The 19,682-nt window shown below is 71.9% G+C and carries 19 protein-coding genes; 11 read left to right on the top strand and 8 right to left on the bottom strand.

Annotated elements, in window-relative coordinates; translation table 11 throughout:
• Positions 1-11 precede the first annotated feature (11 nt).
• From modB to IE246_RS02830, 4 genes are all read left to right on the top strand, one after another.
• On the top strand, positions 12-695 hold the full coding sequence (gene modB / locus IE246_RS02845) for a molybdate ABC transporter permease subunit (protein ID WP_189987388.1): 684 nt from the start codon (positions 12-14) through the stop codon (positions 693-695).
• Positions 696-873: 178 nt separating this feature from the next.
• Positions 874-2,016 carry a molybdenum ABC transporter ATP-binding protein gene (modC, locus tag IE246_RS02840; RefSeq protein ID WP_189987387.1) on the top strand — a complete coding sequence of 381 codons (1,143 nt, stop codon included), beginning with the start codon at positions 874-876 and terminating at the stop codon, positions 2,014-2,016.
• Between the two features lie 571 nt (positions 2,017-2,587).
• Entirely contained in the window at positions 2,588-3,514 is a 927-nt protein-coding gene (yddG, locus tag IE246_RS02835) for an aromatic amino acid exporter YddG (RefSeq protein WP_189987386.1), read from the top strand.
• Between the two features lie 10 nt (positions 3,515-3,524).
• Entirely contained in the window at positions 3,525-5,153 is a 1,629-nt protein-coding gene (locus IE246_RS02830) for a glycosyltransferase family 4 protein (RefSeq protein ID WP_189987385.1), read from the top strand.
• 3 nt (positions 5,154-5,156) lie between these two features.
• Here IE246_RS02830 and IE246_RS02825 read toward each other — a convergent pair whose 3' ends face one another.
• From IE246_RS02825 to gloB, 3 genes are read right to left on the bottom strand one after another with little or no spacing between them, the layout of a single operon-like run.
• On the bottom strand, positions 5,157-5,612 hold the full coding sequence (locus IE246_RS02825; RefSeq protein ID WP_189987384.1) for a cupin domain-containing protein: 456 nt from the start codon (positions 5,610-5,612) through the stop codon (positions 5,157-5,159).
• The gene (locus IE246_RS02820; protein ID WP_189987383.1) at positions 5,609-6,220 is read right to left on the bottom strand and encodes a glutathione S-transferase N-terminal domain-containing protein; all 612 of its coding nucleotides are present in this window, start codon (positions 6,218-6,220) and stop codon (positions 5,609-5,611) included. The genes IE246_RS02825 and IE246_RS02820 overlap by 4 nt, the downstream gene beginning before the upstream one ends.
• 49 nt (positions 6,221-6,269) lie before the next feature.
• Positions 6,270-7,040 carry a hydroxyacylglutathione hydrolase gene (gloB, locus tag IE246_RS02815; protein ID WP_189987382.1) on the bottom strand — a complete coding sequence of 257 codons (771 nt, stop codon included), beginning with the start codon at positions 7,038-7,040 and terminating at the stop codon, positions 6,270-6,272.
• 233 nt (positions 7,041-7,273) lie between these two features.
• Here gloB and IE246_RS02810 point away from each other — a divergent pair, with 233 nt between their 5' ends.
• From IE246_RS02810 to IE246_RS02790, 5 genes are all read left to right on the top strand, one after another.
• A complete protein-coding gene (locus IE246_RS02810) occupies positions 7,274-8,368 on the top strand; it encodes a mandelate racemase/muconate lactonizing enzyme family protein (protein WP_189987381.1) in 1,095 nt (364 codons plus the stop codon).
• A gap of 177 nt (positions 8,369-8,545) precedes the next feature.
• Positions 8,546-9,301, top strand: coding sequence for a class I SAM-dependent methyltransferase (locus tag IE246_RS02805; protein WP_189987380.1), 756 nt, complete (start codon positions 8,546-8,548; stop codon positions 9,299-9,301).
• A gap of 46 nt (positions 9,302-9,347) precedes the next feature.
• Positions 9,348-9,632 (top strand): putative quinol monooxygenase, encoded by a 285-nt coding sequence (locus IE246_RS02800; protein ID WP_189987379.1) that lies wholly within the window; start codon positions 9,348-9,350, stop codon positions 9,630-9,632.
• Between the two features lie 176 nt (positions 9,633-9,808).
• Positions 9,809-10,882 (top strand): LacI family DNA-binding transcriptional regulator, encoded by a 1,074-nt coding sequence (locus IE246_RS02795; RefSeq protein WP_189987378.1) that lies wholly within the window; start codon positions 9,809-9,811, stop codon positions 10,880-10,882.
• Entirely contained in the window at positions 10,879-11,796 is a 918-nt protein-coding gene (locus IE246_RS02790) for a dihydrodipicolinate synthase family protein (protein ID WP_189987377.1), read from the top strand. Before IE246_RS02795 ends, IE246_RS02790 begins: the two co-directional genes overlap by 4 nt.
• Positions 11,797-11,964: 168 nt before the next feature.
• On the opposite strand, the gene IE246_RS02785 is transcribed toward IE246_RS02790, so the two are convergent.
• Positions 11,965-12,123 carry a hypothetical protein gene (locus IE246_RS02785; RefSeq protein ID WP_189987376.1) on the bottom strand — a complete coding sequence of 53 codons (159 nt, stop codon included), beginning with the start codon at positions 12,121-12,123 and terminating at the stop codon, positions 11,965-11,967.
• Between the two features lie 216 nt (positions 12,124-12,339).
• On the opposite strand from IE246_RS02785, the gene IE246_RS02780 reads away from it, so the two are divergent.
• Entirely contained in the window at positions 12,340-14,037 is a 1,698-nt protein-coding gene (locus IE246_RS02780) for a methyl-accepting chemotaxis protein (protein WP_189987375.1), read from the top strand.
• A 100-nt stretch (positions 14,038-14,137) separates the two neighbouring features.
• Here the strand turns inward: IE246_RS02780 and metW are convergent, their stop codons facing one another.
• The 4 genes from metW to IE246_RS02760 all read right to left on the bottom strand — a co-directional run bounded on the left by metW (position 14,138) and on the right by IE246_RS02760 (position 18,766).
• Positions 14,138-14,767, bottom strand: a complete 630-nt coding sequence (gene metW / locus IE246_RS02775; protein ID WP_268245263.1) for a methionine biosynthesis protein MetW — start codon at positions 14,765-14,767, stop codon at positions 14,138-14,140.
• Entirely contained in the window at positions 14,764-15,963 is a 1,200-nt protein-coding gene (gene metX / locus IE246_RS02770; RefSeq protein WP_189987374.1) for a homoserine O-acetyltransferase MetX, read from the bottom strand. The genes metW and metX overlap by 4 nt, the downstream gene beginning before the upstream one ends.
• Positions 15,964-16,026: 63 nt before the next feature.
• Positions 16,027-17,628: a TIGR04372 family glycosyltransferase gene (locus IE246_RS02765; protein WP_189987373.1), complete on the bottom strand. Its 1,602-nt coding sequence runs from the start codon at positions 17,626-17,628 to the stop codon at positions 16,027-16,029.
• 7 nt (positions 17,629-17,635) lie between these two features.
• Positions 17,636-18,766 (bottom strand): FkbM family methyltransferase, encoded by a 1,131-nt coding sequence (locus tag IE246_RS02760; RefSeq protein WP_189987372.1) that lies wholly within the window; start codon positions 18,764-18,766, stop codon positions 17,636-17,638.
• A gap of 148 nt (positions 18,767-18,914) precedes the next feature.
• On the opposite strand from IE246_RS02760, the gene IE246_RS02755 reads away from it, so the two are divergent.
• On the top strand, positions 18,915-19,673 hold the full coding sequence (locus tag IE246_RS02755; RefSeq protein WP_189987371.1) for a chorismate mutase: 759 nt from the start codon (positions 18,915-18,917) through the stop codon (positions 19,671-19,673).
• Positions 19,674-19,682: the final 9 nt, after the last annotated feature.

Below are 19,682 nucleotides of genomic sequence, written 5' to 3'. Positions count from 1 at the left end.
GGCCCGACGCCATGATCGACCTCGCGGAAATCTGGCCGCCGGTACGGCTGACCCTCGAGCTCGCGGGCGTCACCACCGTGGTGCTGCTGGCGGTCGGCACCCCGATCGCCTGGTGGCTGGCCCGCTCGCGGGCGCCCTGGAAGGAGGCGGTGGCGGCCGTGGTGGCGTTGCCGCTGGTCTTGCCGCCGACCGTGCTCGGCTTCTACCTGCTGCTGATGCTGGGGCCGGACGGGCCGGGCGGCTGGATCGCCCCGCTGTTCGGCGGCCGCTCGCTGGCCTTCACCTTCGAGGGGCTGGTGATCGGCTCGGTCCTGTACTCCATGCCGTTCGTGGTGCAACCGATCCGCAACGCCTTCGCCGCCGTCGGCGACCGCCCGCTGGAGGTCGCCGCCACCCTGCGGGCCTCGCCCTGGGATGCGTTCTGGACGGTGGCGGTGCCGCTGGCCCGGCCCGGCTTCGTGACCGGCGCGGTGCTCGGCTTCGCCCACACCGTCGGCGAGTTCGGCGTGGTGCTGATGATCGGCGGCAACATCCCGGGCGAGACCAAGGTGCTGTCGGTGGCGATCTACGACTACGTCGAGACCCTGCAATGGACCCAGGCGCACGTCCTGGCCGCCGGCATGCTGGTGTTCGCGTTCACCGTGATCCTAGCGATGATGCTGCTCGAGAAGCGCATCGGGCGGCCGCGGCCGTGAGCGGGACGTGCCCCTGCGGCATCCGTCGAAGCGGCGGGTGGGTCCCGGCTCGGCCGCGCCGTCGCGCGTCCGTCCGGGATGACGTCCTGAAGAGAGGTGCGCCCGCCGCGGTCCCCACCCCTGTCGTCATCCCGGACGCGCCGCGCGCGATCCGGGACCCACGGAGCGACGGGCTGCGATGACCCCGCCCGACGCACCCGACGGCGCCACCATCGACGCCGCCTTCACCGGCCGGCTCGGTCAGTTCCAGCTCGACGTCGGATTCCAGGTGCCGATGCGCGGCATCACCGCGCTGTTCGGCCCGTCCGGCTGCGGCAAGACCACGATCCTGCGCTGCATGGCCGGGCTGCAGCGGCTGCCGGGCCGGCTCGCGCTCGGCGCCGAGACCTGGCAGGACTGCGGCCGCGGGGTGTTCCTGCAGCCGCATCGACGGCCGGTCGGCTACGTGTTCCAGGAAGCCAGCCTGTTCGACCACCTGTCGGTCCGCCGCAACCTGACCTACGGCGCTCGCCGGGCCCGCGACGGCGACGGCGGGGCGGCGCTCGACTTCGGCCAGGTGGTCGAGCTGCTCGGCATCGGGGCGCTGCTGGACCGGGCGCCGGCGGCGCTGTCGGGCGGCGAGCGCCAACGCGTGGCGGTCGGCCGGGCCCTGCTGTCGCGACCGCGGCTGCTGCTGATGGACGAGCCGCTGTCGGCCCTCGACCGCTCGACCAAGGACGAGATCCTGCCCTACCTGGAGGCCCTGCACGACAGCCTGGCGATCCCGATCATCTACGTCAGCCACGACATCTCCGAGGTCGCGCGGCTGGCCGACCGCATCGTCGTGCTGGCCAGGGGCCGGGTGGTGACCGAGGGCCCGGTGGCGGCGATCCTGGAGCGCCTCGACCTGCACCCGGCGATGGGCCGGTTCGAGGCCGGCGTGGTGCTGACCGTGCGCGTGGTCCGGCACGACGCCGAATTCTACCTGACCCACCTGGAGCACGCCGGCCAGGAACTGGTGATGCCGATGACCGACGCCGCGCCCGGCAGCGACATCCGCCTGCGCATCCGGGCCCGCGACGTCTCGCTCGCCACCGAGCGGCCGACCGGCATCAGCATCCGCAACATCCTCTCGGGAACCGTGGCCGAGATCGTCGAGGAGCCGGACACCGCGTTCGCCGAGACCCTGGTCGACATCGGCGGTGCCCGCATCCGCTCGCGCGTCACCCGCGCCTCGGTCGCCGAGCTCGGCCTCGAGGTCGGCAAGCCGGTCTACGCGCTGATCAAGTCGATCACCTTCGAGCGCCGCAACCTGATCACCCGGGCGCCGCGGGAAGGGTGAGGGGCATCAGTCCCTGAATTGCCACCAGTATTCCAAGATCCAGACGATCGACATAACCCCGACAATTCCGAGTATGACCAGCGCCATCCGCAGATTGTCCGAAAACGCGACGGCATATGTCACCCAGAAGAACACGGTCGCAGCAATCGACCTTTTCCATATCGCCGTTTTGGCTGAACGATCCCGTGCTAGCGGTCGAACTCCAACCATCAACGACACCGCCGCGGACGCAAGCATTCCGGCAACAATCAAAGATTCGACGAACTCCAAATCACCAAATCCATGTTGGTACTAGTCGCCCGCCAGCATGATAACCACGCAAGCCGAAGCATTCCGGCGTGTAACACGCCACTTGCGACCGAGCCACCCACTTGCCCCGCCCGCCCACTTGCCCCGCCCGCCGTCCCGCGCTACACGCAATCCGCGCCGCGCCCGAGTCCTCCGCGCCGCCGCAGGCCGTCAGTCGGTGCGCGGGGTTCCCGCGCGGGTCCGGAGGCTCCCAACCGATCTCTGTCCGCCGACCGCCCGTCGGACCGAGAGGTCGTGGGCGGTCCCCTCGGGAGCCTTCGCGATGACCGCAACCGCCCTGAACGACTCTTCGGCGCATACGTCCACCGCCCGCCGGCGCGCCACCCTGATCGGCTTCACCGCCGTGCTGATGTGGGCGCTGCTGGCCCTGCTCACGACCCAGTCCGGCGCGGTGCCGCCGTTCCAGCTGCTCGCCATGACCTTCGCGATCGCGACCGTCATCGGCGTCGCCGCCTCGCTGGCCCGCGGCACCGGTCCGCACAGCCACCTGCGCCAGCCCTGGACGGTCTGGGCGACCGGGGTCGGCGGGCTGTTCGGCTACCACTTCTTCTACTTCCTGGCGCTGCGCAACGCGCCGGCGGTCGACGCCAGCCTGATCGCCTATCTGTGGCCGCTGCTGATCGTGGTGTTCTCGGCCCTGCTGCCGGGCGAGCGGCTGCGCTGGTTCCATCTGGCCGGGGCGGTGCTCGGGCTCGCCGGTGCCGGCCTGCTGGTCACAAAGGGCCAGAGCCTCGCCTTCGATCCGCGCTACGGCCTCGGCTACGGGGCGGCGATGGCCTGCGCGCTGATCTGGTCGAGCTACTCGGTCGCCTCGCGCCGGCTCGGCAAGGTGCCGACCGACGCGGTCGGCGGGTTCTGCGGCGCCACCGCCCTGCTGGCCGTGCCGTGCCACTTGGCATTCGAGACCACGGTATGGCCGCAGGACACGGTCGAATGGCTGGCGGTGCTGGCGCTCGGCCTCGGCCCGGTCGGCGGCGCGTTCTTCACCTGGGACATCGGCATGAAGCGCGGCGACATCCAGGTGCTCGGCGCCGCCGCCTACGCGGCCCCGCTGCTGTCGACCCTGGTGCTGATCGCCGCCGGGACCGCACCGCTGACCGCGGTGGTGGTCGGGGCCTGCCTGCTGATCGTCGGCGGCGCGGTGCTGGCGGCCCGCGACCTGATCCTGCCGAGGCGGAGAGTGTCATGAGGAGCATGCCATGAGCCGGGCCGCCATCCTCTACGACAGCCGCGGCTTCGACGCCGGCAAGGAGCGGCTGACCGGCCTCGCCACCGCCAGCGCCGGATTCCTGCGCGCCTATCTCGACCACGGCGCCGACGGGAAGCTGTGGCTGCACCCGACCGACGAGAGCACCACCGTCGAGGCGTTCCGCAGCCGGTTCCCGAGCGCGCGCCCGGTCGAGATCGTGCACCGGCTGGAGACCCGGCGGCTGGCCGAGCCCGGCGCGCTGTTCGTGCCGGGACCGGTGCTGGGCCCGTTCGCCTGGCGCCGGCGCGTCGTGGGGGACTCCGCCTGGTCGCTGACCGGCGTCACCCACACCATGTCGACGGCGCGGGCGCTGGAGGCGGTGCGCGAGCTGCTGGTGGCGCCGACCCGGCCGTGGGACGCGCTGATCTGCGCCTCGCGGTCGATCCGCGACCTGGTCACCGGGGTGCTGGAGCGCCATGCCGCGCATCTGGCCGAGCGTACCGGCGGGCCGGCCATGGACGTGCCCCTGCAGCTTCCGGTGATCCCGCTCGGCATCGACCTGCCGGAGACCGATGAGGCCGACCGGATGGCGTTCCGGGCCGAGCACAGGCTGGCCGACGACGCGGTGGCGGTGCTGTATCTCGGCCGGCTGTCGGCGCACGCCAAGGCGCACCCGCTGCCGATGTTCCGGGCGCTCGGCCGGGCGGCGGCGCGGACCGACCGGCAGATCGTCGCGGTGCTGGCCGGCTGGTACCACGACGAGGATACCCGGCGGGCCTTCGAGGCGACGGCCGCGGCCCTGGCGCCCGATGTGCGCGTGATCGCGGTCGACGCCCGGCCGCCGGCGGTCAAGCGCGCGGTGCTCTCGGGCTCGGACGTGTTCCTGTCGCTGTCCGACAATTTGCAGGAGAGCTTCGGCCTGACCCCGGTCGAGGCGATGGCCGCCGGCCTGCCCTGCGTGGTGACCGACTGGGACGGCTACCGCGACACCGTGGTCGACGACGAGACCGGGTTCCGGGTGCCGACCGCCCTGCCGCCGGCCGGCATCGGCGCCGACCTGGCGTGGCGCCGGCTGCTCGGGATCGACGACGACTCGGTGTTCCACGCCCTGACCTCCGAGGCCGTGGCGGTCGACACCGAGGCCGCCGCCGAGGCGATCGCCCGGCTGGCCGACGATCCCCAGCTGCGGCACCGCATGGGCGAGGCCGGCCGGGCGCGCGCGCGGGCGAGCTTCGCCTGGCCGGTGGTGATCCGGGCCTACGAGGCGCTGTGGGCCGAGCTGGCGGAGCGCCGGGCCGCGGCCGGGCCGCCGGCCGGCGGCACCCCCAGCATCGCCCCCGACCCGTTCGACGCCTTCGCAGGGTTCGCCACGCCGGGCGGCGGCAGCGGCCTGCGGATCGAGCCGGTAGAGGGCCTCGACGCCATGGCCGAGCTGGCGCGGATCGCGAGCCTGCCGAAGGCGGTCATCGACCCGCGGCTGCCCGGCACCGCCCAGGCGGTGCTGGCGCAACTGGCGCAGCGCGGCAGCATCGTCGTCGCTCTCGACCCGCCGCAGGGCCGCATCGACGACCAGCGCGCCGCCCTGCGCGCGGCGTTCTGGCTGGCCCATGCCGGGATCGTGCGGATCGTTCGGTTCTGAGGGTCAACCCTTCGGCTGCCAACCCTCCGGGGCCATCTCGAAGCCGGCGAACTCGAAGGCCGGGGCGACCGTGCAGCCGCACAACGCCCAGTCGCTCTGCGGGGCGGTGCCGATCGGCCGGGCGCTCTGCCACCAGCCGGCCGGCACCACCACGTGCGGCTTCTCGCCGGCCAGCACGTCCGGCCCCATGCGATGCTCCACCAGCCCGCGGCCGTCCGGGTCGGTCACCGACAGCAGCAGCGGCCCGCCGTCGTAGTGGTGCCAGACCTCGACGGCGTCGGTGACCCGGTGCCAGGCCGAGACCTGCCCGGCCCCGAGCAGGTAGAAGATCTGGGTCATCGCCCCCCGGCCACCGTCGGCCGGCCGCTCGCGGAAGGTCTCCTTGAACCAGCCGCCCTCGGGGTGGGGCTGGAGGCCGAGACCGGCCACCAGCGCCTTGACCCTGTCGTCCCCGCTCATGCCGCCGGCGGTACGGTCGCCTGCATGGACGGCCGGGCCGAGAACTTCTCGTACCAGGCCGCCAGCTTCGGCCGGCCGTCGCGCCAGTTCAGGTGGCCGAGCCGGAAGTCGACGTAGCCGAGCGCGCAGCCGACCGTGATGGTGCCGATGTCGACCCGGTCGCCGAAGCTGTCGGCCTCGGCCTCGAGCGCGTCGAGGGCGCCGAAGATCTTCGACAGCTGGGCGTCGGTCCAGGCCTTGTTGCGCATCGCCTCGTCGCGGAAGCGGCTCTCGTAGACCACCAGCAGGGCGGCATCGAGCATGCCGTCGGCCGCCGCCTGCAGGCGCAGCGCCTGCCAGCGGGCCTTGCCGTCCGGGAACATCTTCGGCCCGCCGTGCAGGCTGTCCAGGTACTCGCAGATCACCGGCGAGTCGAACAGGGTCATGCCGTCGTCGGCGACCAGCGCCGGGATCTTGCGGACCGGGTTGGCGGCGGCGACGCCGGGATCCGGCTGCATCGGCGTGGTGGCGATGGTCGCGATCTCGATCTTGTCGAGCACGCCAGTCTCCTGCGCGACGACCATCACCTTGCGGACGTAGGGCGAGGCCGGGGAGTGGTAGAGCTTCATCGGTGGTTTCCTCCAGACGGCGCCGCGATGGCGCCGGAACGCGGTGAACTCAGAACGAATCCTTGCGCCGGCGGATCTCGGCGAACACCTCGACCGGCGCGGCACCGGCCTTGCCGACCGCCGCCGCCATCGCCGGGTCGTCGGCCCGCAGGAACGGGTTGGTGTCGAGCTCGTCGGCCAGGGTCGACGGCACCGTCGGCTCACCGGCCGCCCGCTTGCGATCGATCTCGGCGGCCCGGGCCTTGAGCTTGGCGTTGCCGCCGTCGACCGACAGGGCGAACCGGGCGTTCGACTGGGTGTACTCGTGGCCGCAGTAGATCCGGGTCTGCGGTGGTAGCGCCCGCAGGGTGGACAGCGACTGCCAGAACTGCGCCGGCGTGCCCTCGAACATCCGCCCGCAGCCGAGCGCGAACAGCGTGTCGCCGCAGAACAGCGCATCGGAATCCGGGATGTGGAAGGCGATGTGGCCGGTGGTGTGGCCCGGCGTCTCGTAGACCGTCGCCTTGTGACCCGCGACCTCGACCGTGTCGCCGTCGCCGACCGTCTTGTCCATGTCCGGGATGCGCGCGGTCTCGGCGCGCGGCCCGACCACCGGCACGCCGTACTTCGCCTTCAGCGCCTCGTTGCCGCCGATATGGTCGTGGTGGTGGTGGGTGTTGACGATCTGCGTCAGGGTCCAGCCGCGGGCCGCCAGCGCCGCCTCCACCGGCTCCGCCTCAGCCGGGTCGACCACCGCGGTGGCACCGGTGCCGGCATCGTGGAGCAGGTAGACGTAGTTGTCCGACAGGGCCGGGACGAGCACGATTTCGAGGGCTGCCATCGGGGCCTCCTGGTGACGTGAGGGTCGGTGCGGGACTGCCGCCGCCCGAGGTCGTCGCCGGGCGGGGTCGACAGCGGGCGGCACGGTAGCATTAAGATCAGGGGCCTGCCACCGAGGCCGGGATCGCGAACCGGCAACAGTCCATCCACGGACCGGCCGGCAAACCGGCGGTCCAATCCACCTACCATCAGGCGGCCTACCATCGAAGCGTCGAACACCCGGGAGAGACGACCATGAAGATCGCCCACGTCGAAGCGGTGCCGCTGCGCATGCCGTTCAACCACGGGGGTGCCACCCGCGACGTCACCGCCGGCGGCTGGCCGGCGCTCGACTTCTGCCTGGTCAAGGTGACCACCGACACCGGAATCACCGGCTGGGGCGACGCCTTCGCCTACCACTGCCGGGAAGCGGTCGCGGCGGCGGTCGAGCACATGGTGAAGCCGGCGGTGCTGGGCGAGGACGCCCGCGACATCGCCGGGCTCAGCCACCGGCTGCAGCAGAAGTTCCACCTGTTCGGCCGCTACGGCATCACGCTGTTCGCGCTGTCCGGCCTCGACATCGCGCTGTGGGACATCGCCGGCAAGGCCGCCGGCATGCCGCTGGCCCGGCTGCTCGGCGGCAGCGCCGACCGATCGCTGCCGGCCTACTCGTCGCTGTTCATCCTGCGTGACAAGGAGGCGGTGGTGCGCGACGTGAAGCGGTCGCTGGAGGAAGGCTACCGCTACATCAAGCTGCACGAGATCGCCGAGGAGGAGGTCGGGGCGGCGCGCGACGCCGCCGGCGACGACATCCCGATCATGGTCGACGTCAACTGCCCGTGGACACCGGAGCAGGCCGCCCGCATGGCGCTGGCGCTCGACAAGTTCGACCTGCACTGGCTGGAGGAGCCGATCTTCCCGCCCGAGGACTTCGCGTCGCTGGCCCGCATCCGCGGCGAGACCGGGGTGCCGATCGCGGCCGGCGAGAACTGGTGCACCTCGTTCCAGTTCGCCCAGGCGATCGCCGCCGGCGCCATCGACTACGCCCAGCCGAGCGTCACCAAGGTCGGCGGCATCACCGAGTTCCGCAAGGTGGCGGCGCTGTCCGAGGCCGCCGGCGTGCAGGTCATGCCGCACTCGCCGTATTTCGGCCCGGGCTTCCTGGCGACCCTGCAGCTGGCGGCGGCGATGCCGAACCCCGGGCTGGTCGAGCGCTTCTACATCGACCCGGCGGCCAGCCTGTACGGCGAGTGGATCAACCCGGTGAACGGCGCCTTCCAGGTGCCCGACGGCCCGGGTCTCGGCCTGGATCCGGACCCGGCGGTGATCAAGGAGTACCGGGTGGGGTAGCCGGCCGGCGCCCGTCGCGTCGTGGCTCCCGGATCTCCACGGCGCTGCCGCTGCGTCCGGGATGAGGTCGGGAGGGGCCCCACTCCCCTCATCCCGGACGACGCGAAGCGGCGAGCCGGGACCCGCCGGCAGCCAAGCCGCTTCCGGCATGCCGCCGCCGCGGTTACCCTCCGCGCCATGTTTCTCGACGTGGTCGAACTGCGCGACTTCTACGCGGGCCATCTCGGCCTGCTGGTCCGGCGAATGGTCCGGCGCCGGGTGCGCGAGCTGTGGCCGAACCTGCGCGGCCAGTCGCTGCTCGGGCTCGGCTACGCGGTGCCGTACCTGCGGCCGTACCGCGGCGAGGCCGAGCGGGTGATCGCCGCCATGCCGGCCCAGCAGGGGGTGCTGCACTGGCCGCCCGAGGGGCCGAACGCGGCGGTCCTGGTCGACGAGGCCGAGCTGCCGCTGGAGGATTCCTCGGTCGACCGCCTGCTGATGGTGCACGCGCTGGAGAACACCGAGCAGCGGGCCGCCATGATGGCGGAGGCCTGGCGGGTGCTGGCCGGCAACGGGCGGCTGATGGTGGTCGCCCCGAACCGCCGCGGGCTGTGGGCGCGGTTCGACCACACGCCGTTCGGCCACGGCCAGCCCTACACCGTCTCGCAGCTGTCCCGGGTGCTGCGCGAGGGCCGCTTCACCCCGACCCGGACGGTGCATGCGCTGTACGCCCCGCCCTACACCTCGGCCCTGGTGATCCGTTCCGCGCCGGCGCTGGAACAGGTCGGCCAGCGGTGGTTTACCGGCTTCGCCGGGGTCGTCATGATCGAGGCTCAGAAGGAGGTCTACGCCGTCCGCCGCGACCGCAAGCGGGTGCTGGCCCGGGCCCGGGCGCTGCTGCCGTCCGGCAAGCCGGCGATGCCGGTGCCGGCCAACCGCGACGGACGCGCGTGAGGATCGACCGCGAAGCCGGGACCGAGAACCGAGGGAGGAACAAGGAATGTACATCGTCGCCGTGAACCTGGTGGTCGACGCCAAGGATGCCGACAGCTTCGCCGAACGGATCAAGCAGCACGCCAGGAACAGCCTGACCCAGGAAGGCTGCCTCGGCTTCTCGGTCAGCCGCGACCACGACAACCCCGCCTCCTTCCACCTCTGGGAGGTCTACAAGGACGCCGCCGCGTTCGAGGAGCACAAGGCCGCCGACTTCATGGCCGAGTTCGGCAAGTTCGCCGGCCCGCTGGTCAAGACCCGGGTGCTGGCGACCGGCAACCAGATCGCCTGAGTTCGCAGGCCCGGCAGGAACCCTGCCGGCCGTCGCCGGCTCGCATTGACTCGGTACGGCCCGGCTATGTAAGCGTTTACCGAGCTGCCCGGCCCGGCGGCCGCCGGCGTGGTCGTCCCGCGCCGCGGCCGGTCGGGGCGAGGCAGCGTCGCCGTCGACCGTTGGGCTCTCGCAGGATGGATGCAGACACCCCGGCCCCGCGCCGCCGCGCCCGCCGTCGCCCTGCCGGGCCGGACCGGGTGTCGGCGCGCGACGTCGCCCGGCATGCCGGGGTCTCGATCGCGACGGTCAGCCGGGTCCTGAACGACAGCGGCCCGGTCGCCGACCGGGTCCGCCGCCTGGTCGCGCAGGCGATCGACGAGCTCGGCTACACCCCGAACGCCGCCGCCCGCGCCCTGGTGCGCAGCCGCTCGGAGACCATCGGGGCGGTGGTCCCGACCCTCGAGAACGCGACCTTCGCGATCGCCGTCGAAGCCCTGCAGAGCCGGCTGCGCCAGGCCGGCTACACGCTGCTGCTGGCGAGCTCCGGCTACGACCGCTCGAACGAGAGCACTCAGGTCCGCGCGCTGCTGGCCCGCGGCGTCGAAGGGGTGATGGTGGTCGGCGGCGCCCACGACCCGGAGATCGAGCAGCTGTGCGCGGCCCGCGGGGTGCCGCTGGTGCAGACCTGGACGCTGCGGCCCGACGTGGCGTGCGTCGGCTTCGACAACCGGGCGGTCGGCCGGCAGCTGGCCGACTACCTGCTGGACCTCGGGCATCGCCAGATCGGCGTGGTCGCCGGCGTCACCCGCGGCAACGACCGGGCCGCCGAGCGGGTCGCCGGCATCACCGAGGCGCTGGCGGCCCGCGGCCTGGACCTGCCGCGCGAGCAGCTGATCGAACGGCCGTACCGGATCGCCGAAGGCCAGATCGGCCTGCGTGCGCTGCTGGCCAGCGAACCGCGCCCGACGGCGGTGATCTGCGGCAACGACCTGCTGGCGTTCGGCGCCATGCTGGAGGCCCGCAAGCGCGGCATCCGGGTGCCCGACGAGCTGTCGATCGCCGGCATCGACGACCTGGAGTTCGCGGCCGATCTCGACCCGCCGCTCACCACCATCCGCGTGCCGGCCGAGGAGATCGGCCGCCGCAGCGCCGAATACCTGATCGACCGGCTGGATGGACAGACGGTCGCGACGGTCACGGAAGTGGCAACCAGCCTGATCGTGCGCGGCTCGACCGGCCCCGCACCGCAACGAGGAGACCGAGAATGACCGACCAGACGCCGATGCGCGGCGTGCTTTCGCCGGTGGTGACGCCGTTCGACGCCGATCTGCGCCCGGACGCCGACAAGCTGATCCGACACTGCCGCTGGCTGCTGTCGCACGATTGCGGCCTCGCCATCTTCGGCACCAACAGCGAGGGCAACTCGCTGTCGGTCGAGGAGAAGATCGACCTGGTCGACCGGCTGGTCGACGCCGGCATCGACCCGGCCCGCATGATGCCCGGCACCGGCTGCTGCGCCCTGCCCGACACGGTGAAGCTGTCGCGCCACATGACCGAGCGCGGCTGCGGCGGCGTGCTGATGCTGCCGCCGTTCTACTACAAGGGAGTCAGCGACGAGGGCATCTACCGTTCGATCGCCGAGGTCATCGACCGGGTCGGCGACGACCGCCTGCGGGTCTACCTCTACCACATCCCGCCGGTCGCCCAGGTCGGCTTCAGCCTCGACCTGATCGAGCGGCTGATCACCGATTTCCCGGGCATCGTCGCCGGCATCAAGGACAGCTCCGGCGACTGGGACAACACCCGGGCGATGATCGAGCGGTTCCCGGGCTGGGGCGTGTTCGCCGGCAACGAGACCGTGCTGCTGAAGACCATGCAGGCCGGCGGTGCCGGCTGCATCTCGGCGACCTGCAACGTCAACGCCCACGGCATCGTCGAGTTCTACAAGACCTGGCAGGCGCCGAACGCCGAGCAGCGCCAGGCAGACCTGACGGCGCTGCGCAACAAGGTCGGCCAGTACGTGATGATCTCGGCCCTGAAGGCCACCATCGCGCACTACTCGGGCGACATGGACTGGCGTCGGGTGCGGCCGCCGCTGGTCGAGCTCGACGAGGCGACGGTGGCGAAGCTGGGCGCCGAGCTGGAGGCGTACGGCTTCACGATGCCGGGGCTGGCCGGCTGAGGCGGCCGTCGCTTGGTGGGTTCCGGCTCGGGCGCGCCCTCGTGGCGCACCCGTCCGGAATGACGACAGAAGGGTGAGGCGTCGTTCTCCCCTCCGTCATTCCGGAGAGACGCGCGCCAGCGCGGCGCATCCGGAACCCATCGCCCGCTCCGATCTCGGACGGGTAACTCATTCCTTGCACACCAGGAACACCTCGGTCTCGCCCGTGCTGTCGGCGAAGGCCGCTGGTTCGAGCGGCCGGCTTTGGGCGTCGAGGGCCGGCTGCTGCCCCACCCCGACCCTCACCGGATCGGGGTGAACGCCGCCACCACCCTGGTCGGCGACCATGCGGCGAACCGTGTCGCCGGCCCACCGCGGCGCTGCCGGTCCAGGCTCCGGATGCCCCGGCTCGACATACAGCCGTATTAACCAGAACGCGTAAGCCCTTCTTAGCGGGTAAACGTTTACCGTCCATTTGCGCGCATCGCCTGCACCGGGAGTTGCAGCGACCGCCGTACGCATTTCTGCGGCTTCGTCCATCGTGCAAAGTGGAGGGTAACAGGCATGAACCGAGTGACGCTGTTGTTGAGCGGCACGATCAGAGCCCGGCTCGTCAGCCTGGCGGCGGTCCTGTCGCTCGGACTCGTCGTCGTAGGCACCGTCGGACTGCTGACGGCCTACGATTCCCGCGGCCGGCTGCAGACGGTCTACCAGGACCGGACGATCCCCCTCGGGCAGATCGCCGAGATCAACGATCGCATGGCCGACAACGTCCTCGCCCTCTACGGCGCCGCATCCGAGGCGAAAGCCGGACGCACCGCCGGTGCCGGCTCGGTGACCGGGCGCGTCGAGGAGAACATCGCGTCGATCACGACGATCTGGCGCCAGTTCATGGCCACCTACCTGACGCCCGAGGAAGCGAAGATCGCCGAGAGCTACGCGGCCGATCGCAAGGCGTTCGTGGAACAGGGCCTGAAGCCGGCGCTGGCGCTGGTCGCGAAGGCCGATTTCGCAGCCCTCGACAGCTTCACCACCAGCACCCTCCTGCCCCTCTACGCCACCGCCAAGGCCGAGGCCGAGCAGCTGATGGCGCTGCAGATCGAGGTTGCCGCCAGCGAATATGCCGCCGCCGAAACGACCTTTACGACGGCGTTTGCCGGTGCCGTCGGCCTGCTGTCGTTGTTCATCGCGCTCGGTGTCTTCGCCGGCCGAAGCACGATCCGGGCCGTGATGCGGCCGCTGGGGCATCTCATCGAGGTCATGGGGGAGATCGCCAAGGGCAACTACGACAACCGCATCGGGATCGAGCGGCGGGACGAGCTCGGCCAGGCCCTCGAGCACCTGGAGGACATGCAGGCCAAGCTGCATGCGACCCGCGAGGAGGAGCGGCGGGCCGCCCGGGAGAAGGAGGAGCGCACCGCACGCCTCGACGCCCTGACCGCCGGCTTCGACTCCGCGGTCTCGACGGTGTTGAAGACCGTCGCCTCGGCCTCGACCGAGTTGCAGAGCACGGCCGCCTCGATGACCGCGACCGCCGAGCAGACCAGCCAGCAGGCGCTCGCCGTGTCGACCGCCGCCGAGGAGGCCGGCTCGAACGTCCAGACCGTCGCCTCCGCCTCCGAGGAGCTGTCGAGCTCGATCGCCGAGATCGGCAGCCAGGTCCGGCAGTCGACCGCGGTCGCCAACCGGGCCAAGGACGAAGCCGACCAGGCCAACGCACGGGTGCAGGGCCTGGCGAGCGCCGCCCAGCAGATCGGCATGGTCATCACCCTGATCCAGGACATCGCCGAGCAGACCAACCTGCTGGCCCTGAACGCCACGATCGAGGCCGCCCGAGCCGGTGAAGCCGGCAAGGGGTTCGCGGTGGTGGCGTCCGAGGTCAAGAGCCTGGCCAGCCAGACCGCCAAGGCCACCGAGGAGATCGCCGGCCAGATCGCGTCGATCCAGACGGCGAGCACCGACTCGGTCGCATCCATCGAATCGATCGCCCGGGTCATCGAGGAGGTCAACCAGATCTCGACGATGATCGCCTCGGCGGTGGAGCAGCAGACGGCGGCGACCGCCGAGATCGCCCGGAACGTGCAGCAGGCCGCGACCGGCACCACCGACGTCACCCGCAACATCTCCGGCGTGAACGAGGCGGCCTCGGAGACCGGAGCGGCCGCATCGCAGGTGCTGGCCTCGTCCTCGGAGCTGTCGCAGCAGGCCGAGGGGCTGCGCTCCCTGGTCGAGCGTTTCCTCGCCGACGTCAAGGCGGCCTGAGCGGTCGGCCGAGTTGCCCACACCCGCGCCGGCGCAGCGGCCGTCGCGGGTGTGGGCACGGAGGCCCGACATCCAGGATGGCAACGGCTGCGGCAGCGCCTCAGCCCTTTCGCAGCAGGAACACCCCGGTCTCGCCCATGCAGTTGGCGAAGGCCGACAGCTTGATCGGCTGGCCGTGGGAATCCAGGGCCAGCTTCCGCTCGACCGTGATCCCGAGCCGGTCGGCGAGGTCGACGAAGTCGTCGATCGTGCACAGGTGGATGTTCTGGGTCGACCACCAGGCGTCCGGCAGGGTCGCCGTGGTCGGCATGCGGCCGCCGACCAGCAGGCTCCAGCGCACCCGCCAGTGCCCGAAATTCGGGAAGCTGACGATCGCCCGGCGACCGATCCGCACCAGGTCGAGCAGCACCTGCCGCGGATCGCGGGTGGCCTGCAGGGTCAGCGACAGCACCGCGAAGTCGAAGCTGCGGTCCGGGTAGTAGGCGAGGTCGAGGTCGGCGTCGCCCTGGATCACCGACAGGCCGTTGGCGACGCAGGCGTTCACGCCCTCCTGCTTGATCTCGATGCCGCGGCCGTCGACCCCCTTCTCGTCGGCCAGCAGCTTGAGCAGCGCGCCGTCGCCGCAGCCGATGTCCAGCACCCGCGCCCCGGGCGTCACCATTTCGGCGACATGCCGCAGGTCGGGGCGGATCGGCGGCGTCGCGGTCGGGGCCGGCCGCTGGACGTTCACGAGCCCGCCTCCGCCAGGCCGGCATGCTCGGCGCAGCCCTTCAGGAAGCCGTCGAGCACCCGGAAGAACTCCGGCTCGTCCAGCAGGAAGGCGTCGTGCCCCTTGTCGCTCTCGATCTCCACGAAGCTGACATTGGCCGCGACCGCGTTCAGGGCGTGGACGATCTTGCGGCTCTCGGCGGTCGGGAACAGCCAGTCCGAGGTGAACGAGATCAGGCAGAACCGGACCCGCGTGCCCTCGAACGCCTTGCCGAGCACGCCGCCGTGCTCGGCCGCCAGGTCGAAGTAGTCCATCGCCCGGGTGATGTAGAGGTAGGCGTTGGCGTCGAACCGGTCGACGAAGGTGCTGCCCTGGTGGCGCAGGTACGACTCGACCTGGAAGTCGGCGTCGAAGCCGAACGACAGCTCCTTGCGGTTCTGCAGGTTGCGTCCGAACTTGCGGTGCAGCGCGGTCTCCGACAGGTAGGTGACGTGCGCGGTCATGCGAGCCACCGACAGGCCGCGCCGCGGGCTGATGTCGTGTTCCAGATAGCGGCCGCCGCACCAGTCCGGGTCGGCCAGGATCGCCTGCCGCCCGACCTCGTGGAACGCGATGTTCTGGGCGGTGTGGTAGGCGGCGCCGGCGATCGGCACCGCGGCGAACACCCGGTCCGGGTAGTCGACCGCCCATTGCAGCACCTGCATGGCGCCCATCGAGCCGCCGATCACGGCGAACAGCCGGTCGATGCCCAGATGGTCGATCAGCCGGACCTGGGAACGCACCATGTCGGCGATGGTGATCACCGGGAAGTCGAGGCCGTAGGGCCTGCCGGTCGCCGGATCCGGGTCGCTCGGCCCGGTCGAGCCCATGCAGCCGCCGATCACGTTGGCGCAGATCACGAAGTAGCGGTCGGTGTCGATCGCCTTCCCGGGCCCGATCACCGTCAGCCACCAACCCGGCTTGCCGGTGATCGGGTGATCCTCGGCGCAGTACTGGTCGCCGGTCAGCGCGTGGCACACCAGCACGGCGTTGCTGCGCTCGGCGTTCAGGGTCCCATAGGTCTGGTAGGCCACGGTGACCGGGCCGAGCGACACGCCGCAGTCCAGCGGCAGCGGGTCGTCGGCCGGAATCACGAAGCGGTGGCCCGGCAGCGTCGCCCGCAGGCGCGCCAGCTCCTCGGCACTGGTGATGGTCGACAGGCGGGTGGCCGTTGTCATGGCGGCAAAGATGGGTCGGTCGCGGGAGGGATACAACGGCCTTAGGGCGCCGGCCGCCGCCTGTCAAGGAAGCCCGGCCGCTCCCTTCGCCCCGGAACGCCGCCGCGGCGGCACCTCGACCAGGGTCCCGCCGGGGCCGAACCGGAACACCGGCGCGGTCGCCGATGGGTGGGCGCCTGCGCAGTCGCCCGGCCTCGGCCGGCCGTCGAGAAACGCCATGTAGGCGTCGAGCGCGGCGTCGGTCTCGGCGGCGGTGAGATCGTCCAGCCCGTAGCCGAGCTCGGCCAGGGTGCCGGTGTCCGGAACCTTGCCGACCGAATGGATCAGCTCCGGATCGGTCACCCGCTCGCCGGTCGCGGCCTCGCGCAGGGTCTTCAGCACCGTCCAGGTGCGCGGCCCCCACGGCAGCAGGGTGGTCGGGTACCAGTCGAGGAACAGGCAGGGGGTACCGAACAGCAGCGGCACCAGCGACATTCCCGAACTGGAACCGATATGGAAATCGGCGCCGGCCGCCAGCAGCACGTCGAGCCGGTCGGATTTCGCCGGCGAATGGGCGTAGTCGACGATCCCCGGAATGTCCGGCAACCGCGTCATCGACGGGTCGCCGAGCCGGACCACGGTGTATCCCGTCTCAGCCAGCCGCTGCAGGGCCGGCAGGGCGACCCGGATGTCGGCGTTGCGCGGCTGGTGGCGCCGGCTCGGCCGGTAGCCGCTTTCCCGGTAATGGACGGTGACGAGCCCGCGACCCGGGCGGTTACCGAGCGCCTCCAGGAACGCCGCAAGCTCCCGCCGGTCGTGCTCGGGCACCTGCAGCACGGCTCCGCGGACCGGGTCAGCCGCGCGCGAGACCGCCTCGCAGACCTCGAACCAGTCGAGAAACCCGCCTTCGACCAGTTCCACGGCGCCGCTGCCATGGGTCTCGCGGAACACGTCGTCGCCTTCGAAGAACCGCACGGTCCCGGTCGCCGCGGCCACGAGGTTGAACAGATAGCCGTTCGCCACCGTCTCCTTGGCGACCGCGATCGAACGCCCGTCGACCAGGCCCAGCTTCTGCCCGACCAGGGCGTGCGCCAGCAGGACGATGTGCCCGATCGCCGTCACCCAGTTGCGATCGAAGCACCGGTACTCGCCGTCGGACGCCATCCGCCGGACCCGAAGGCTGAACCGGGCCGCCTTGCCGGCCAGGGTGTCGTGCTCCGGCACGAACCCGGCATCCAGGAGGACCCCGGCCGTCGTCCGCTGCATGTGGGCGATGATGTTGGCCTCGCGTGCCGACCCGGCGATCGGGTCCTGCGACAGCGCGCAGAGCAGCCGCGAGAAGATGTCGCCCATCTGCCGGAACCGCAGCGGCTTCTCCGACATCCGTTCGACCAAGCCGACCCTGGCGACGCACAGCATGGCGCCGACCAGCGACCACGGGAAACGCCGGTCCGGGGACGACGAATTGGCCCAGCGCGCCAAGCCGTCGATGGTGACCGCGTCGGCCGCCCGGATCGCCCGGCGCAGGGACACCGCGTCCGGATCGTCCGACACGCAACAGTACCGGCGTATCCAGGCGAAGACCCGCTGCGGATCCGTCAGGCCGCGGATCACCCGGTCGATGCCGGCCGGTCCGGCCGGATCGGCAAGGACCTCGGCGGCGACGTCGCGGCTCACGGCGGACACGCGACGGTCACCTTGCGGCTGCGGCGGGCCGGCGCCGGAACAGCAGGTTCTTCGGGTCGTCGGCGACCTGCGGTTCGAAGCCGTGGCGCCGGAGCCCGTCGACCACCGCCTGCTTGCCCGGCTCCCACCAGCGGATCTCCAGGCGCACGCTGTCGAGGCGCGGGTCGGCGAGCGTCGCCTGCATGCCGGCGACGACCGCGCCTTCGCCGCCGTCGACGTCGATCTTGATGCGGGTCGGGAACGGGATCGTACCGCTCGCCACCAGGTCGTCGATGGCAGCGCCCGCCACGGACAGCCCGGACTTGCCGTCCGGCAGCGCCTCGTCGACCGCGTGGAACGCCTGCGCGGCGACCCCCGGGACCGCCTCGTCGTGGCTGAGCCGGCCGTGCGCCGAGCGGGCGGCGGCCGCCACCGGCAGGATCGTCACCAGGGCCTCGAGGCGGTTCGCCGCGACGTTGGCCCGGGCGGCGGCGACGTTCACCGGAAACGGCTCCAGCCCCACCACTCGGCAGCCCCGCAGGCCGGCCGCGGCGACGCTGTAGATCCCGACATTGGCGCCGACGTCGAGCAGCACGTCGTCCGGCGTGAACCCGGCGAACCAGTCCCACATCCCCGGCTCGTGCACGAAGAAGAAATCGAAATGCAGGCCGAGCCGGGGTCCCTCGACATTGAAGATCACGCGTCGGTCGCCGGCCTGCAGCAGGTACTGCCGGCCGCGGTGCTCGACGGCGAGCGCCCCGCCGAAGCGTTGGTGGAACGCCGCCAGGCCGGCGGCATGCGCGAGCGTGGCGTAGTGGAAGTAGCGGCGCGGATCGGTCTCCTGCAGCCCGGCCCCGCGCGCCTCGACGCAGACCCCGAAGGCGTTGCCGGCGGTCAGCGGGCGGTCGAGCAGCGGCACGCAGGCCAGCATCCGGTTGACCGCGCGGATCGTGGCCGGCCCGGCGCGGTGGCGCCGCAGCGCCAGCCACAGCCGCAGCGCGTTCAGATCGACGTCGCCCGGCACCACTGCCAGCGCCCGCTGGAGGTTGTGCGCGGCGTCGGGGAACGGCATCCCGGCCAGCCCGCGGGCGATCCGGTAGGGCTCGTCGCCCGTCGCGGTCGCGCGTTCCGCGGTATCGGTCGTTGTGGTTCCGCCCATTCCCTCGGCCCCGTGCCGGTCTTCGGCCTGCGCCCCCTGTCCTATGGCACCGCGCGGAAGTCAACCGAGGATGCGGTCATCCTTGCCTTCCGGGACGGCTCCCGATAAGTGTCCTGGTCCCTTCCGGTGTCGAGACGACCCAACGCCCATGGCCGACGCCTCACCTTCCCTGGCCCAGCTGCGCGCCGAGATCGACGAGATCGACGACGCCCTGCTGACGCTGCTCGAGCGCCGCATCGCGATCGGCCGGCGGGTCGCCGCCGCCAAGGGCGACGCCTCCGGTCCGTTCCTGCGCCCCGGGCGCGAGGCCCAGATCCTGCGCCGGCTGGCCGCCCGGCTCGGCGGCTCGGACCTGCCGGTCCCGGTGATGGAGCGGGTGTGGCGGGAGATCCTGGCCGCCAACCTGGCCCGCCAGGTCGAGCCGGTCACCGTGGTGTGGGCGCCCGCCGGCGCCGAGGCGCTGGTCGACCTCGCGCACGACCGCGGCGGCGTGTCGACCCGGGTCGAGACCGTGACCGGGCCGGCCGCGGCGCTGGCCGCCGTCGCCGAGGGCCGGGCGACCCTGGCGGTGCTGCCGACGCCGGAGCTGACGGCGTGGCGCTGGTGGCCGACCCTGCTCGTGGACTCCCCGGCGAAGCCGCGCATCGTTGCGCGGCTTCCGCTTTTCGGGGACCTGGGACCGGGCGCGGTCGCCGGGGTCGGCGTGGCCTGCCAGGCCCCGGACCCGTCCGGCGACGACGTGACCCTGTGGGCGGTGCCCGGCGACCTGCCCGAGGCCGTCGATCGGGCGACCGGCGCCGACGGCGCGGCCCTGTCGCTGCTGGCGGTCGACGGCTGGCCGGATGCCGGCGATCTGCCCGCCGGTGCGATCATGATCGGCGCCTACGCCCGTACCCACAGCTACTGACCTTCACGC

The organism is Thalassobaculum fulvum (assembly GCF_014652915.1).
GTDB classification, from domain to species: domain Bacteria; phylum Pseudomonadota; class Alphaproteobacteria; order Thalassobaculales; family Thalassobaculaceae; genus Thalassobaculum_A; species Thalassobaculum_A fulvum.
This window is presented reverse-complemented; position numbering and strand designations above follow the sequence as displayed.

What these genes read in the sequence shown, in the direction of transcription:
- modB (WP_189987388.1), top strand. Translation starts at nt 12, where the DNA reads ATGATCGACCTCGCGGAAATCTGGCCGCCGGTACGGCTGACCCTCGAG.
- modC (WP_189987387.1), top strand. Translation starts at nt 874, where the DNA reads ATGACCCCGCCCGACGCACCCGACGGCGCCACCATCGACGCCGCCTTC.
- yddG (WP_189987386.1), top strand. Translation starts at nt 2,588, where the DNA reads ATGACCGCAACCGCCCTGAACGACTCTTCGGCGCATACGTCCACCGCC.
- IE246_RS02830 (WP_189987385.1), top strand. Translation starts at nt 3,525, where the DNA reads ATGAGCCGGGCCGCCATCCTCTACGACAGCCGCGGCTTCGACGCCGGC.
- IE246_RS02825 (WP_189987384.1), bottom strand. Translation starts at nt 5,612, where the DNA reads ATGAGCGGGGACGACAGGGTCAAGGCGCTGGTGGCCGGTCTCGGCCTC.
- IE246_RS02820 (WP_189987383.1), bottom strand. Translation starts at nt 6,220, where the DNA reads ATGAAGCTCTACCACTCCCCGGCCTCGCCCTACGTCCGCAAGGTGATG.
- gloB (WP_189987382.1), bottom strand. Translation starts at nt 7,040, where the DNA reads ATGGCAGCCCTCGAAATCGTGCTCGTCCCGGCCCTGTCGGACAACTAC.
- IE246_RS02810 (WP_189987381.1), top strand. Translation starts at nt 7,274, where the DNA reads ATGAAGATCGCCCACGTCGAAGCGGTGCCGCTGCGCATGCCGTTCAAC.
- IE246_RS02805 (WP_189987380.1), top strand. Translation starts at nt 8,546, where the DNA reads ATGTTTCTCGACGTGGTCGAACTGCGCGACTTCTACGCGGGCCATCTC.
- IE246_RS02800 (WP_189987379.1), top strand. Translation starts at nt 9,348, where the DNA reads ATGTACATCGTCGCCGTGAACCTGGTGGTCGACGCCAAGGATGCCGAC.
- IE246_RS02795 (WP_189987378.1), top strand. Translation starts at nt 9,809, where the DNA reads ATGGATGCAGACACCCCGGCCCCGCGCCGCCGCGCCCGCCGTCGCCCT.
- IE246_RS02790 (WP_189987377.1), top strand. Translation starts at nt 10,879, where the DNA reads ATGACCGACCAGACGCCGATGCGCGGCGTGCTTTCGCCGGTGGTGACG.
- IE246_RS02785 (WP_189987376.1), bottom strand. Translation starts at nt 12,123, where the DNA reads ATGGTCGCCGACCAGGGTGGTGGCGGCGTTCACCCCGATCCGGTGAGG.
- IE246_RS02780 (WP_189987375.1), top strand. Translation starts at nt 12,340, where the DNA reads ATGAACCGAGTGACGCTGTTGTTGAGCGGCACGATCAGAGCCCGGCTC.
- metX (WP_189987374.1), bottom strand. Translation starts at nt 15,963, where the DNA reads ATGACAACGGCCACCCGCCTGTCGACCATCACCAGTGCCGAGGAGCTG.
- IE246_RS02760 (WP_189987372.1), bottom strand. Translation starts at nt 18,766, where the DNA reads ATGGGCGGAACCACAACGACCGATACCGCGGAACGCGCGACCGCGACG.
- IE246_RS02755 (WP_189987371.1), top strand. Translation starts at nt 18,915, where the DNA reads ATGGCCGACGCCTCACCTTCCCTGGCCCAGCTGCGCGCCGAGATCGAC.